Raw genomic sequence first — 14,035 nt, forward strand, 5'->3', positions numbered from 1 at the left:
AGGTGAAAGGAGCGCAGTTTAGCAAAGCGGCGCCCTTGCCGCGTCGGGACCGTCGGCCTTGCTCAGGGCAAGGGACGCAGGAACAGCTCGACGCGGCGATTGCGCGCGCGGCCTTCTTCGGTGGCGTTGCTGGTCAGCGGGTCGGATTCGCCGCGGCCATCGGCGCTCAGGCGCTCGAGTCCGATGCCGCGCTGGCGCAGATGTTCGACGACGGCTTCGGCGCGCGCGATCGACAGACGCAGGTTCACCATCTCGCTGCCCTGGCTGTCGGTGTGGCCGACAACCAGGATGGTAATGCCTGCTTCACCTGCCAGCGTGGGCGCGAGCGCATCGAGGGTGCGGGCGAGTGGAGGGCGGATCGCGCTGGCGCCCGAGGCGAAGCCGTCGGCGACGGGAATTCGCAGGCTCAGCCCTGTGCTGTCCGCGCTGCCCACACTCACATCCGGCAGGTTCGCGAGCGCCTGCGCCACGCGCTTGCGCACGGCGGGCCAGTCGGGCGAGGGCGCAGCGGGGCGCACGAGCGCATGGCGGTGAATGAGGTCGTCGGTGCCGGCGGCTGCATCGGGGGGCTGGCCAGGGGTGGCGCAGGCCGCCACCAGCGCGGCCGCCAGAAGCGAAGGGAGGAAAGAGGCGTGCTTCATGAGGAGGAAGTTGGCGGTGGGAAAGGTGGAAACCTTGTTGGCGGTACGGATGAGCGAAAGCCCGGGCTCCGGTATGATTCTGCAGTTTTCACCCGGCGGCGGGTGCACCGATTATCGAGGAAAACGTGATGAGTCTTGATCAGCAAACCGTAACCGAAGCACTCAGGCAGGTGGTCGATCCCAACACGGGCAAGGATTTCGTCTCCGGGCGCTGCATCCGCAACCTGACGCTCGATGGGGGCAATGTCCGTTTCGACGTCGAGCTGGGGTATCCGGCGAAAAGCCAGCATGAAGGGATCCGGGCGATGCTGGCCGCAGCGCTGGCGAAGCTGCCTGGCGTGGGCAAGGTCGAGATCCGGGTCGCCAGCAAGGTGGTGGCTCATGCGGTTCAGCATGGCGTGAAACTGCTCGAAGGGGTGCGCAATATCGTCGCCGTGGCTTCGGGCAAGGGCGGCGTCGGCAAGAGCACGACGGCGGTGAACCTGGCGCTGGCGCTGGCCGCCGAGGGCGCGCGCGTCGGCATCCTCGATGCGGATATCTACGGCCCCTCGCAGCCGCAGATGCTGGGCATCGGCGATCAGCGCCCGGTGTCGGACGATGGCAAGACCATGCAGCCGCTGGAGGCCTACGGCATCCAGGCGATGTCGATCGGCTTCCTGATCGAACAGGATACCCCGATGGTGTGGCGCGGGCCGATGGCGACCCAGGCGTTGAACCAGATGCTGAAGGACACGGCCTGGAACGATCTCGACTACCTGGTCATCGACATGCCGCCGGGAACGGGCGACATCCAGCTGACGCTGTCGCAGAGCGTGCCGTTGACCGGCGCGGTGATCGTCACCACGCCGCAGGACATCGCCCTGCTGGATGCGCGCAAGGGTCTGAAGATGTTCGAGAAGGTGGGGGTGCCGATCCTCGGCGTGGTCGAGAACATGAGCATCCACATCTGTTCGAAGTGCGGCCACGAAGAGCACATCTTCGGTCATGGCGGTGGCGCGAAAATGTGCGAGGACTACCACATCCCGTTCCTCGGCGCCTTGCCGCTCGATATCCAGATCCGCTCCGAAGCCGACAGCGGTGCGCCGACCGTGGTTTCCGACCCGGATGGCCGCATCGCCATGATCTACAAGGAGATCGCGCGCAAGGTTGCGGTGCGCATTGCCGAGAAGTCGAAGGACATGACGCACAAGTTCCCGAATATCGTCTTCAAGAGCAGCTGAGCACTTCATTCGGGCCCCGGCGCGCGGCGGTCCGCCGCCGCCGGCGATGGATCTGCCCCCGGTGCCGGGGCGACGGAGCGGGCATCGAACGATGGCCTTTCCCCGCTGCGGTGCTTGTCCTAAACTACGCCGTTTTGCAACCGACCCCCTGGGTCGCACTGGAATCTGCGCCGATGTCGATCAAGTCCGACAAATGGATCCGCCGCATGGCCGAAACGGCCGCCATGATCGAGCCGTTCGCGCCGGAACTGGTGCGGGCCAATGGCAGCGGACGCATCGTTTCCTACGGCACGTCGAGCTATGGCTACGATGTGCGGGTGGCGAACGAATTCAAGATCTTCACCAACATCAACTCCACGATCGTCGATCCGAAGGATTTCGATGCGCGCAACTTCGTCGACTTCATCGGCGAGGTGTGCATCATTCCGCCGAACTCCTTCGCCCTGGCGCGCACGGTGGAGTATTTCCGCATCCCGCGCAGCGTACTGACGGTATGCCTGGGCAAAAGCACCTATGCGCGCTGCGGCATCATCGTGAACGTCACCCCGCTCGAGCCCGAGTGGGAGGGGCACGTGACGCTGGAGTTTTCCAACACCACCCCCTTGCCGGCCAAGATCTACGCCAACGAAGGGGTGGCCCAGATGCTGTTCTTCGAATCCGATGAAACCTGCGAGACTTCGTACAAGGACCGTGGCGGCAAGTACCTGGGCCAGACCGGCGTCACACTGCCGAAAATTTGAGCGCTTACGCTGACGGACGAAGTTCGCACGGGGCCGCCTGACGGCCCCTTGTGTTTTTTCGAATCACTTTCGGTAGCGCACGGGCGGCGAGTGGCGGAACAGGCTTTCCGCACCGGCCCGTCGCGCAAGACCCCGCTGGAGGCGAACAGGATGAGATTCCATTTCCCCATCATCATCATCGACGAGGATTTCCGTTCGGAAAACACGTCCGGGCTGGGTATTCGTGCTCTTGCCAAGGCAATCGAAGATGAGAGCATGGAGGTCCTCGGGGTCACCAGTTACGGCGACCTGACGTCCTTCGCGCAGCAGCAGAGCCGCGGCTCCGCCTTCATCCTGTCGATCGACGACGAAGAGTTTTCCTCGCCCGAGGCCGCCGACAGCGCGATCGCCGGATTGCGCGCGTTCGTCGAGGAAATTCGCCTGCGCAATGCCGACATCCCGATCTTCCTCCACGGCGAGACGCGCACCACGCGCCACATTCCCAACGACGTGCTGCGTGAGATGCATGGCTTCATCCACATGTTCGAGGACACGCCGGAGTTCATCGCGCGCTATGTCGTGCGCGAGGCGAAGAACTATCTGGAGTCGCTGCCGCCGCCGTTCTTCCGCGCGCTGGTGCACTATGCGGCAGACAGCTCGTATTCCTGGCACTGCCCAGGGCACTCGGGTGGGGTGGCCTTCCTGAAGAGCCCGGTGGGGCAGATGTTCCACCAGTTCTTCGGCGAGAACATGCTGCGCGCCGACGTCTGCAACGCGGTCGACGAGCTTGGCCAGCTGCTCGATCACACCGGCCCGGTGGCGGCCTCCGAGCGCAACGCGGCGCGCATCTTCAACTGCGACCATCTGTACTTCGTCACCAACGGCACTTCGACCTCGAACAAGATGGTGTGGCACACCACCGTGGCGCCGGGCGACATCGTCGTCGTCGACCGCAACTGCCACAAGTCCATTCTCCACTCGATCATCATGACCGGGGCGGTGCCGGTGTTCCTGACCCCGACCCGCAACCACTACGGCATCATCGGCCCGATTCCGCTGGCGGAGTTCTCGATGGAGAACATCCAGAAGAAGATCGAGGCCAACCCCTTCGCGCGCGAAGCCAAGAGCAAGAAGCCGCGCATCCTGACGATCACCCAGTCCACCTACGATGGCGTGGTGTACAACGTCGAGACAATCAAGGACATGCTCGACGGCGAGATCGACACCCTGCACTTCGATGAAGCCTGGCTGCCGCACGCGGCCTTCCACGATTTCTATGGCGACTACCATGCGATCGGCGCTGACCGCCCGCGCTGCCGCGAGTCGATGGTGTTTTCCACCCAGTCCACCCACAAGCTGCTGGCCGGCCTGAGCCAGGCCTCGCAGATTCTGGTCCAGGACTCGCAGACGCGAAAGCTCGACCGCGACATCTTCAACGAAGCCTACCTGATGCACACCTCGACCTCGCCGCAGTACGCGATCATCGCTTCATGCGACGTCGCCGCGGCGATGATGGAAGCACCGGGGGGGCCGGCGCTGGTCAACGAGTCGCTGTCGGAAGCGGTCGAATTCCGCCGTGCGATGCGCAAGGTCGAGTCCGAATTCGGCGAGCACGACTGGTGGTTCAAGGTCTGGGGGCCGGAGTTCCTCGCCGAGGAAGGGCTGGGTTCGCGCGAGGACTGGACGCTGAAGGCCGGCGACCGCTGGCACGGCTTCGGCGACCTTGCCGAAGGTTTCAACATCCTCGATCCGATCAAGGCGACGATCATCACCCCGGGGCTGAACATGGATGGCGATTTCGCCGACCATACCGGGATTCCGGCGGCGATCGTCACCAAGTATCTGGCCGAGCACGGGATCATCGTCGAGAAGACCGGTCTCTACTCGTTCTTCATCATGTTCACGATCGGTATCACCAAGGGGCGCTGGAACACCATGGTGACCGAACTGCAGCAGTTCAAGGACGACTACGACCGCAACCAGCCGCTGTGGCGGGTGATGCCCGATTTCATCGCCAAGCATCCGCGCTACGAGCGTGTCGGGCTGAAGGACCTGTGCAACCAGATCCACAGCTTCTACAAGGCGCACGACATCGCTCGCCTGACTACCGAGATGTACCTGTCGGACATGGTGCCGGCGATGAAGCCGGCCGATGCCTTCGCAAAAATGGCGCACCGCGAGATCGAGCGTGTCGTGATCGACGAACTCGAGGGCCGGGTGACGGCAATGCTGGTCACGCCCTATCCGCCCGGGATCCCCTTGCTGATCCCGGGGGAGCGCTTCAACGGGACGATCGTGCGCTACCTGAAATTTGCGCGTGACTTCAATGCCGAGTTCCCCGGTTTTGAGACCGACATCCACGGTTTGGTGAAGGGTGGGGACGGGCGGTATCACGTCGATTGCGTGAAGGGGTGAGGGGGCTTCCCCTCGCGGCAGGCGCCAATCCAAGGGGCGGGGCGCGGCTCTTCCCGTCGGTGCGGGGACGGCGTCGCGCCCTTTGTGATCGGCAGTCTGTCCCGGACGCCTCCGCGTGAGGTTTCTGGCCGCGACTCAGCGCCGGCGGTATTCGACGAAGTCGAAGTCGAACTGATTGTCCGGGTCGGCCATATGGGGGGTGCGGCGCTCTTCGAGGTAGATGTTGCGGTCGAACGGGGGGAAGTGCGCGTCGCCCGGAACATCCGCCCAGACCTCGGTCAGCACCAGGCGGTCGGCCAGGGGAAGTGTGGTGCGATACAGCTGGGCTCCGCCGATTACGAAGACATACCCGTCGCCGGCGGCGGCCGCGATCGCAGCTTCCGGGGTGGGGAATACTTCGGCGCCATCGGCACGGAATAGCGGGTCGCGGCTGACGACCATGTTTCGCCGCCCGGGCAGCGGTCGCCCGAGCGACTCCCAGGTCTTGCGTCCCATCACGATCGGGTGACCCATGGTAAGGGTCCGGAAATGCTGCAGGTCGGCTTTCAGGCGCCAGGGCAGGCCGTTGTCGCGGCCAATGACTCCGTTACGGGCAACGGCAGCGACGATGACGATTTCCATCTGTCTCATACTGCGACGGGGGCCTTGATGTGGGGGTGGGGGGTGTAGCCCTCCAGGGCAATGTCTTCGAAGCGAAAGGCGAAGATGTCCTTGACTTCCGGATTCAGTTTCAGCTTCGGAAGGGGGCGTGGTGCGCGGGTGAGTTGCTCGCGAGCCTGCTCCAAGTGGTTCATGTAGAGGTGGCAGTCGCCTCCCGTCCACACGAAATCTCCGGGCTCCAGCTCGCAGGCCTGGGCGAGCATGTGCGTCAGGAGCGCATAGGAGGCGATGTTGAACGGGACGCCGAGGAAGATGTCCGCGCTGCGCTGATAGAGCTGGCACGATAGGCGACCGTTGGCGACGTAGAGCTGGAACAGGGCATGGCAGGGCGGCAGCGCCATGCTGTCGACTTCGCCCGGGTTCCAGGCGGAGACGATGTGCCGGCGGGAGTCGGGATTGTGCTTCAGGCCGTCGACGAGGCGGGAAATCTGATCGATCGTGCGCCCGTCCGCAGCCTCCCAGCGGCGCCATTGCTTGCCATATACCGGGCCGAGGTCTCCGTGCTCGTCCGCCCATTCGTCCCAGATCGACACGCCGTGGTCCTTGAGGTAGCGGATGTTCGTATCGCCCTGGAGGAACCACAGCAGTTCGTGAATGATCGAGCGGGTATGCAGTTTCTTGGTGGTCAGCAGTGGAAAACCGTCCTGGAGGCGGTAGCGCATCTGCCAGCCGAATACCGACAAGGTGCCGGTGCCGGTTCGATCGGTCTTCCGGTCGCCGTGATCGAGCACGTGGCGCATCAAATCAAGATACTGTCGCATCGAAAGCTCCGGCCAAAGCAAGGGATTCTACAGCGCAAATCGTACTGCGCCGGAGCGTGCATTGCTGGTTGTCGTGGCCGTAGGCGTGCGCGGGGTGAAACTCGTAAAGTCCCGTCCATTCCCGACCCGGAACGGGCGGATGGAGCCTCCCGCTTGCCCAGCCCGACTGGATGTTATGCCCGGATAGAATTATTCATCCGCTTCTTCCTTGCGTTTCTTTTCTCATTGTCTATAATGCGCACCTCTTTCAGCGCTGCAGCGGTTTTTGATGCGGCGTCGGCGCTGGGGGTGGGAGGCGGAAGTCTTGCGGGGCGAGGGGTGTGGCGGGGGTGTTTTCCGGCTGCGGCCCGAAAAAAGTTCTGCAGATGCTTGACAGTGTGTGTTTAGCGGGTCATAATTTCGCTTCTCTGCTGCAGCGAATTGCAGCGGTTCTTTAAAAAGTTGGACAACCGATAAGTGTGGGTGCTTGGTGGTTGTGGCCGGAAGCGACGCGAGTTGCTTTGGTTTCACAATGATTGGGTGCTCATGCTGATTAAGTCAGTATTTTGAGTACTTTGTAGGATTGAACTTAAGAGTTTGATCCTGGCTCAGATTGAACGCTGGCGGCATGCTTTACACATGCAAGTCGAACGGCAGCGGGGGCTTCGGCCTGCCGGCGAGTGGCGAACGGGTGAGTAATGCATCGGAACGTGCCCATGTCGTGGGGGATAACGTATCGAAAGGTACGCTAATACCGCATACGTCCTGAGGGAGAAAGCGGGGGATTCTTCGGAACCTCGCGCGATTGGAGCGGCCGATGTCGGATTAGCTAGTAGGTGAGGTAAAGGCTCACCTAGGCGACGATCCGTAGCGGGTCTGAGAGGATGATCCGCCACACTGGGACTGAGACACGGCCCAGACTCCTACGGGAGGCAGCAGTGGGGAATTTTGGACAATGGGGGCAACCCTGATCCAGCCATGCCGCGTGAGTGAAGAAGGCCTTCGGGTTGTAAAGCTCTTTCGGCCGGGAAGAAATCGCGCACTCTAACATAGTGTGTGGATGACGGTACCGGACTAAGAAGCACCGGCTAACTACGTGCCAGCAGCCGCGGTAATACGTAGGGTGCGAGCGTTAATCGGAATTACTGGGCGTAAAGCGTGCGCAGGCGGTTTTGTAAGACAGATGTGAAATCCCCGGGCTCAACCTGGGAACTGCGTTTGTGACTGCAAGGCTAGAGTACGGCAGAGGGGGGTGGAATTCCTGGTGTAGCAGTGAAATGCGTAGATATCAGGAGGAACACCGATGGCGAAGGCAGCCCCCTGGGCCTGTACTGACGCTCATGCACGAAAGCGTGGGGAGCAAACAGGATTAGATACCCTGGTAGTCCACGCCCTAAACGATGTCGACTAGTCGTTCGGAGCAGCAATGCACTGAGTGACGCAGCTAACGCGTGAAGTCGACCGCCTGGGGAGTACGGCCGCAAGGTTAAAACTCAAAGGAATTGACGGGGACCCGCACAAGCGGTGGATGATGTGGATTAATTCGATGCAACGCGAAAAACCTTACCTACCCTTGACATGTCTGGAACCTTGCTGAGAGGCGAGGGTGCCTTCGGGAGCCAGAACACAGGTGCTGCATGGCTGTCGTCAGCTCGTGTCGTGAGATGTTGGGTTAAGTCCCGCAACGAGCGCAACCCTTGTCACTAGTTGCCATCATTTGGTTGGGCACTCTAGTGAGACTGCCGGTGACAAACCGGAGGAAGGTGGGGATGACGTCAAGTCCTCATGGCCCTTATGGGTAGGGCTTCACACGTCATACAATGGTCGGTACAGAGGGTTGCCAAGCCGCGAGGTGGAGCCAATCCCAAAAAGCCGATCGTAGTCCGGATCGTAGTCTGCAACTCGACTACGTGAAGTCGGAATCGCTAGTAATCGCAGATCAGCATGCTGCGGTGAATACGTTCCCGGGTCTTGTACACACCGCCCGTCACACCATGGGAGTGGGTTTCACCAGAAGTAGGTAGCTTAACCTTCGGGAGGGCGCTTACCACGGTGAGATTCATGACTGGGGTGAAGTCGTAACAAGGTAGCCGTATCGGAAGGTGCGGCTGGATCACCTCCTTTCAAGAGAACAGGTCACGGCGGCCAAGTATCCACAACTTATCGGTTGTTCAAGCGAAGAGCCTCGAAGTAGATAAGAGGGTCTGTAGCTCAGCTGGTTAGAGCACCGTCTTGATAAGGCGGGGGTCGTTGGTTCGAACCCAACCAGACCCACCAGGAATTTTTGGTTGTTCGAGACAGTATGGGGCTGTAGCTCAGCTGGGAGAGCGGCGGCTTTGCAAGCCGTAGGTCGTCGGTTCGATCCCGACCAGCTCCACCAGGTTTCGAGCCGGTGCTCTTCGAGGTGCGTGAGGCGTCAGGCGTGAGGTGCCGGAAGGTAGTTCAGTCCTGACTCTTTACGAGTCGTGCTCTTTAACAAAGTGGAAGAAGTGCAGTGTGCATCGAGCCGGTGCGCACTGCAAGTTGTGTGATTGCATTGATCCAGTGCTGAGCTTGTCAGCGCAGCGCTGGATCGCACAAACGAGTTCGTCCTTGTACAGTGGGCCTTCAATGGAGGGTCCAAGGTTATAGGATCAAGCGACTAAGTGCATGTGGTGGATGCCTTGGCGATCACAGGCGATGAAGGACGTGTAAGCCTGCGAAAAGCGTGGGGGAGCTGGCAATAGAGCTTTGATCCCACGATGTCCGAATGGGGAAACCCACCCCGCAAGGGGTATCCCAGACTGAATACATAGGTCTGAGGAGGCGAACCGAGCGAACTGAAACATCTAAGTAGCTCGAGGAACAGAAATCAACCGAGATTCCGCAAGTAGTGGCGAGCGAACGCGGAGTAGCCTGCACGACTAAACCATCAGCTTAGCAAAACGGTCTGGAAAGTCCGACGATACAGGGTGATAGTCCCGTATGCGAAAAGCCGGTGGCGGGTCTGAGCGTGCGACAAGTAGGGCGGGACACGAGAAATCCTGTCTGAAGATGGGGGGACCATCCTCCAAGGCTAAATACTCGTGATCGACCGATAGTGAACCAGTACCGTGAGGGAAAGGCGAAAAGAACCCCGGGAGGGGAGTGAAATAGATCCTGAAACCGCATGCATACAAACAGTGGGAGCCTCCTTGTGGGGTGACTGCGTACCTTTTGTATAATGGGTCAGCGACTTACGTTCAGTAGCGAGCTTAACCGAATAGGGGAGGCGTAGCGAAAGCGAGTCTGATAAGGGCGTCAGAGTTGCTGGGCGTAGACCCGAAACCGGATGATCTATCCATGGCCAGGATGAAGGTGCCGTAACAGGTACTGGAGGTCCGAACCCACTAACGTTGAAAAGTTAGGGGATGAGCTGTGGATAGGGGTGAAAGGCTAAACAAATCCGGAAATAGCTGGTTCTCCCCGAAAACTATTTAGGTAGTGCGTCGTACGGACACTTGCGGGGGTAGAGCACTGTAATCGTTGGGGGGGTCATTGCGATCTACCCCGCGATAGCAAACTCCGAATACCGCAAAGTGATATACGGCAGACAGACATCGGGTGCTAACGTCCGGTGTCAAGAGGGAAACAACCCAGACCGCCAGCTAAGGTCCCAAATGCATGGCTAAGTGGCAAACGAGGTGGGAAGGCCCAGACAGCTAGGAGGTTGGCTTAGAAGCAGCCACCCTTTAAAGAAAGCGTAATAGCTCACTAGTCGAGTCGTCCTGCGCGGAAGATGTAACGGGGCTCAAGCCATGAACCGAAGCTGCGGATGTGTCTTTGACACGTGGTAGGGGAGCGTTCCGTAAGCCTGCGAAGGTGTCTCGTAAGGGATGCTGGAGGTATCGGAAGTGCGAATGCTGACATGAGTAGCGATAAAGGGTGTGAAAAGCACCCTCGCCGTAAGCCCAAGGTTTCCTGCGCAACGTTCATCGGCGCAGGGTGAGTCGGCCCCTAAGGCGAGGCAGAAATGCGTAGTCGATGGGAAACAGGTCAATATTCCTGTACCGCTCTATGATGCGATGGGGGGACGGAGAAGGTTAGCTCGGCCATCTGTTGGAATAGGTGGTTCAAGTGTGTAGGCGTGCTGCGTAGGCAAATCCGCGCGGCTAAGCTGAGGCATGATAACGAGGACCCTTGCGGTCCGAAGCGAGTGATACCCAGCTTCCAGGAAAAGCCTCTAAGCTTCAGTCATAGAGTGACCGTACCGCAAACCGACACAGGTGGGCTGGTAGAGAATACCAAGGCGCTTGAGAGAACTCAGGAGAAGGAACTCGGCAAATTGATACCGTAACTTCGGGAGAAGGTATGCCCCGTTAGCTTGTAGGAGAACATCCGAAGGGCGAAGGGGCCGCAGAGAATCGGTGGCTGCGACTGTTTATTAAAAACACAGCACTGTGCAAACACGAAAGTGGACGTATACGGTGTGACGCCTGCCCGGTGCCGGAAGGTTAAGTGATGGGGTGCAAGCTCTTGATCGAAGCCCCGGTAAACGGCGGCCGTAACTATAACGGTCCTAAGGTAGCGAAATTCCTTGTCGGGTAAGTTCCGACCTGCACGAATGGCGTAACGATGGCCACACTGTCTCCTCCTGAGACTCAGCGAAGTTGAAATGTTTGTGAAGATGCAATCTCCCCGCGGCTAGACGGAAAGACCCCATGAACCTTTACTGTAGCTTTGCATTGGACTTTGACGGGACTTGTGTAGGATAGGTGGGAGGCTTTGAAGCCGGGACGCTAGTTCCGGTGGAGCCAACCTTGAAATACCACCCTGGTGTCGTCGAGGTTCTAACCCAGGCCTGTGAATCCAGGTCGGGGACCGTGCATGGTGGGCAGTTTGACTGGGGCGGTCTCCTCCCAAAAGGTAACGGAGGAGTACGAAGGTCACCTAGGTACGGTCGGACATCGTACTGATAGTGCAATGGCAAAAGGTGGCTTGACTGCGAGACCCACACGTCGAGCAGGTGCGAAAGCAGGTCATAGTGATCCGGTGGTTCTGTATGGAAGGGCCATCGCTCAACGGATAAAAGGTACTCTGGGGATAACAGGCTGATTCCGCCCAAGAGTTCACATCGACGGCGGAGTTTGGCACCTCGATGTCGGCTCATCACATCCTGGGGCTGTAGCCGGTCCCAAGGGTATGGCTGTTCGCCATTTAAAGTGGTACGTGAGCTGGGTTTAAAACGTCGTGAGACAGTTTGGTCCCTATCTGCCGTGGGCGCTGGAAGTTTGAGAGGGCCTGCTCCTAGTACGAGAGGACCGGAGTGGACGCACCCCTGGTGTACCGGTTGTGACGCCAGTCGCATCGCCGGGTAGCTATGTGCGGAAGAGATAACCGCTGAAAGCATCTAAGCGGGAAACTCGCCTCAAGATGAGACTTCCCCGGGGCCTCGAGCCCCCTGAAGGGTCGTTGAAGACCACAACGTTGATAGGCCGGGTGTGCAAGCGTGGCAACACGTTCAGCTAACCGGTACTAATTGCCCGTGCGGCTTGATCCTATAACCTTCAAAACAATACGAACTCGTTTCATCGGGTAACAAACCCGACAATCACACAACACTTCTTCCTCCTTTGGCCTGCTCCGCTGCAGGTGACAAGTCAAAGTCTGACGACCATAGCCGTGCGGTACCACCCCTTCCCTTCCCGAACAGGACCGTGAAACGCATGTGCGCCGATGATAGTGAGGCCCGCCCTCGTGAAAGTAGGTCATCGTCAGACTAACCCATAAAAAAACGCCCAGATACCCTGTCTGGGCGTTTTTGCGTCAACAACTCTCGCAACTCTTGTGCCAACAACTATTCAATACAACACGGCACCGCCCAAACAATTCAAAACTCACGCCTTCGCCGAACCCTCAACGAATCCACAGCCCAACACCGATTCGATCAAATATCCGAAGGCGAAAGAACTCAGCTGGTGGCGAGAAGCGCGTCAGCCAGCGCCGCAGGACTTTCGAAGGCCCGCCAGTGAGGCGCCATCTCGGTCGCAGAGAGACTGCCATAGCCCCAGGTTGCGGCGAGGAAGGGGAGGTGGTTTGCATCAGCCGATAGGCCATCTTCACTACGGTCGCCCACGTATGCTGCACCTGCCGGTTCGATGTTGCGGTCAGTGAGGAGGCGGGCGATCATCGCGGCCTTGTTGGGCAGGCGAGGCTCGAAGAGGTCGAGCGCGTATACGGCATCGAAATGATTCTCCCATCCGAAGTGACGAAGAATCAGGAGGGTAGGGCGCAGCCGTTTGTTGGTCGCGATGGATATCGATAAGCCACCGGCCTTCAGGCGTGCGAGCATTGCATTGATGCCGTTGAAGGCGCTCGTTTGACGATAACCCGTACTGTCGTAACTACGTTTGAACTGTTCTGCCAATTCGCCGATCAGCGCTTTGTCGCAGTCGCCTGCCAGCATTTCCAGGGTCTCGATCAGCGGTGGTCCGATGATTGATGCATCGATCTGGAATGCAGGCCTGAGCCCTGTGACCTCGAAGGCGTCACGATAGCTGGAAAGGATTGCCGGTGCAGAGTCGATCAGGGTGCCGTCGAGATCGAATAGTACGTGCTGGAAGCGTGGCATGCGGAAACAGTGGAAGCGATGGTTAAGGCAGGAGCATGCAGGCGCGAGCGTTCATGCTGGGAAAAGACAGCGCTGGGCGGATGCAAGAATTATGCGTTAAAAATGGATCCGACGCCTTCGCCGAACCATGGGCGAGTCGCCGATCCAGAGCCCTTTGCACCGTGGACATACCGGTGCTTCGGGCTTGTGACAGGACATCTGCGGGCTGCTGCGCGAGCGGGCAACCCGAACTCTGGCAATACATCCTCTCGCAGCGTCTCGCCCGAATGCGGTGGGATCTACTCCGCGCTCATTTCGATCCATCTCTGTGATCCTCCACGAGGATGGCATCTTCACCCTCGGACTGAAGCCTCATGCGCCAGTTGCCATTGACGGCAGCGCTGCGAATTGGTCACCAGGATGGCGAGCCTGTTCAGGCGGCCCGCCACTCCGGAGCCCGTTGCACCGCCGGCATGCCGGCGCTTCGGACTTTCCACAGGTCATACGCGGATTGCTGCGCGAGCCACAGATCCGCGCGCCCGCCGTTCTCGACGCCGAGCCATCCTTCGAGGCGCAGGGCCATTTCGGGGGAGACCGCCGCACGGCAGTTCAGCACGCGCGACAGCGCTGCGCGCGTCACCCCGAGCTGGGCGGCCGCTTCGGTGACGGTCAGCCTGAGTTCGGGCAATACGTCTTCTCGCAGCGTCTCGCCCGGATGCGGCGGGTTGTGCATGGTGCTCATTTCGCTCCCTCTGAGTGGTAGTCCTGATAGTCCACGAGGACGGTATCTTCGCCCTCGAACCGAAACGTCATGCGCCAGTTGCCATTGACGGTGACGGCGTAGTGACCGGCAAGCCTTCCCTCCAGGGGGTGTAGGCGCCAGCCGGGTACGTTCATGTCCTCGGGCCGATGCGACAGATCGAGCCTGGCGAGTTGCCGCGCGAGCCGGGCCGCGTGATGCGGCAGGATTCCCGCCTTGCTGCCGGTCTCGAAGAAGGCCTTCAGTCCCTTGTGCTCAAAGCTCTTGATCATGGCGAAGTGTATAGCGTGACGTTTCGCTTATCAAATGCGG

Annotated in this window: 9 protein-coding genes, 2 tRNA genes and 3 rRNA genes; 8 read left to right on the top strand and 6 right to left on the bottom strand. The window is 59.8% G+C overall.

Annotation, left to right across the window (positions count from 1 at the left end; genetic code table 11):
- Positions 1 to 62: 62 nt before the first annotated feature.
- A complete protein-coding gene (locus Tchl_RS09200) occupies positions 63 to 641 on the bottom strand; it encodes an OmpA family protein (protein ID WP_075149669.1) in 579 nt (192 codons plus the stop codon).
- 128 nt (positions 642 to 769) lie between these two features.
- Between Tchl_RS09200 and apbC the strand changes: the two genes are divergently transcribed.
- From apbC to Tchl_RS09215, 3 genes are all read left to right on the top strand, one after another.
- Positions 770 to 1,861, top strand: coding sequence for an iron-sulfur cluster carrier protein ApbC (gene apbC / locus Tchl_RS09205; RefSeq protein ID WP_075148139.1), 1,092 nt, complete (start codon positions 770 to 772; stop codon positions 1,859 to 1,861).
- 173 nt (positions 1,862 to 2,034) lie between these two features.
- A complete protein-coding gene (gene dcd, locus Tchl_RS09210) occupies positions 2,035 to 2,601 on the top strand; it encodes a dCTP deaminase (RefSeq protein WP_075148140.1) in 567 nt (188 codons plus the stop codon).
- A 150-nt stretch (positions 2,602 to 2,751) separates the two neighbouring features.
- Positions 2,752 to 4,995, top strand: a complete 2,244-nt coding sequence (locus Tchl_RS09215) for an arginine/lysine/ornithine decarboxylase (protein WP_075148141.1) — start codon at positions 2,752 to 2,754, stop codon at positions 4,993 to 4,995.
- Positions 4,996 to 5,130: 135 nt separating this feature from the next.
- Here the strand turns inward: Tchl_RS09215 and Tchl_RS09220 are convergent, their stop codons facing one another.
- The gene (locus tag Tchl_RS09220; protein ID WP_075148142.1) at positions 5,131 to 5,625 is read right to left on the bottom strand and encodes a dihydrofolate reductase; all 495 of its coding nucleotides are present in this window, start codon (positions 5,623 to 5,625) and stop codon (positions 5,131 to 5,133) included.
- Positions 5,622 to 6,416: a thymidylate synthase gene (locus Tchl_RS09225; RefSeq protein ID WP_075148143.1), complete on the bottom strand. Its 795-nt coding sequence runs from the start codon at positions 6,414 to 6,416 to the stop codon at positions 5,622 to 5,624. The genes Tchl_RS09220 and Tchl_RS09225 overlap by 4 nt, the downstream gene beginning before the upstream one ends.
- A 564-nt stretch (positions 6,417 to 6,980) precedes the next feature.
- Between Tchl_RS09225 and Tchl_RS09230 the strand changes: the two genes are divergently transcribed.
- From Tchl_RS09230 to rrf, 5 genes are all read left to right on the top strand, one after another.
- Positions 6,981 to 8,519, top strand: a 16S ribosomal RNA gene (locus Tchl_RS09230).
- Positions 8,520 to 8,595: 76 nt separating this feature from the next.
- A tRNA-Ile gene (locus Tchl_RS09235) sits at positions 8,596 to 8,672 on the top strand.
- A gap of 27 nt (positions 8,673 to 8,699) precedes the next feature.
- Positions 8,700 to 8,775: transfer RNA gene (locus Tchl_RS09240), tRNA-Ala, on the top strand.
- 251 nt (positions 8,776 to 9,026) lie between these two features.
- Positions 9,027 to 11,913: ribosomal RNA gene (locus Tchl_RS09245) — 23S ribosomal RNA — on the top strand.
- Positions 11,914 to 12,019: 106 nt separating this feature from the next.
- A 5S ribosomal RNA gene (gene rrf, locus Tchl_RS09250) occupies positions 12,020 to 12,133 on the top strand.
- Together the 16S, 23S and 5S rRNA genes with 2 tRNA genes alongside form the textbook arrangement of a ribosomal RNA operon.
- A 191-nt stretch (positions 12,134 to 12,324) precedes the next feature.
- On the opposite strand, the gene Tchl_RS09255 is transcribed toward rrf, so the two are convergent.
- From Tchl_RS09255 to Tchl_RS09265, 3 genes are all read right to left on the bottom strand, one after another.
- A complete protein-coding gene (locus Tchl_RS09255; protein WP_075148144.1) occupies positions 12,325 to 12,984 on the bottom strand; it encodes an HAD family hydrolase in 660 nt (219 codons plus the stop codon).
- A 412-nt stretch (positions 12,985 to 13,396) separates the two neighbouring features.
- Positions 13,397 to 13,705, bottom strand: coding sequence for a HigA family addiction module antitoxin (locus Tchl_RS09260; RefSeq protein WP_075148145.1), 309 nt, complete (start codon positions 13,703 to 13,705; stop codon positions 13,397 to 13,399).
- A complete protein-coding gene (locus Tchl_RS09265) occupies positions 13,702 to 13,995 on the bottom strand; it encodes a type II toxin-antitoxin system RelE/ParE family toxin (RefSeq protein WP_075148146.1) in 294 nt (97 codons plus the stop codon). The genes Tchl_RS09260 and Tchl_RS09265 overlap by 4 nt, the downstream gene beginning before the upstream one ends.
- Between the last annotated feature and the right edge of the window lie 40 nt (positions 13,996 to 14,035).

The sequence above is a fragment of the Thauera chlorobenzoica genome (assembly GCF_001922305.1).
GTDB classification, from domain to species: domain Bacteria; phylum Pseudomonadota; class Gammaproteobacteria; order Burkholderiales; family Rhodocyclaceae; genus Thauera; species Thauera chlorobenzoica.

Excerpts from the sequence above, each read along its gene's own strand:
- Tchl_RS09200 (WP_075149669.1), bottom strand. The coding sequence starts at position 641 with ATGAAGCACGCCTCTTTCCTCCCTTCGCTTCTGGCGGCCGCGCTGGTG.
- apbC (WP_075148139.1), top strand. The coding sequence starts at position 770 with ATGAGTCTTGATCAGCAAACCGTAACCGAAGCACTCAGGCAGGTGGTC.
- dcd (WP_075148140.1), top strand. The coding sequence starts at position 2,035 with ATGTCGATCAAGTCCGACAAATGGATCCGCCGCATGGCCGAAACGGCC.
- Tchl_RS09215 (WP_075148141.1), top strand. The coding sequence starts at position 2,752 with ATGAGATTCCATTTCCCCATCATCATCATCGACGAGGATTTCCGTTCG.
- Tchl_RS09220 (WP_075148142.1), bottom strand. The coding sequence starts at position 5,625 with ATGAGACAGATGGAAATCGTCATCGTCGCTGCCGTTGCCCGTAACGGA.
- Tchl_RS09225 (WP_075148143.1), bottom strand. The coding sequence starts at position 6,416 with ATGCGACAGTATCTTGATTTGATGCGCCACGTGCTCGATCACGGCGAC.
- Tchl_RS09255 (WP_075148144.1), bottom strand. The coding sequence starts at position 12,984 with ATGCCACGCTTCCAGCACGTACTATTCGATCTCGACGGCACCCTGATC.
- Tchl_RS09260 (WP_075148145.1), bottom strand. The coding sequence starts at position 13,705 with ATGAGCACCATGCACAACCCGCCGCATCCGGGCGAGACGCTGCGAGAA.
- Tchl_RS09265 (WP_075148146.1), bottom strand. The coding sequence starts at position 13,995 with ATGATCAAGAGCTTTGAGCACAAGGGACTGAAGGCCTTCTTCGAGACC.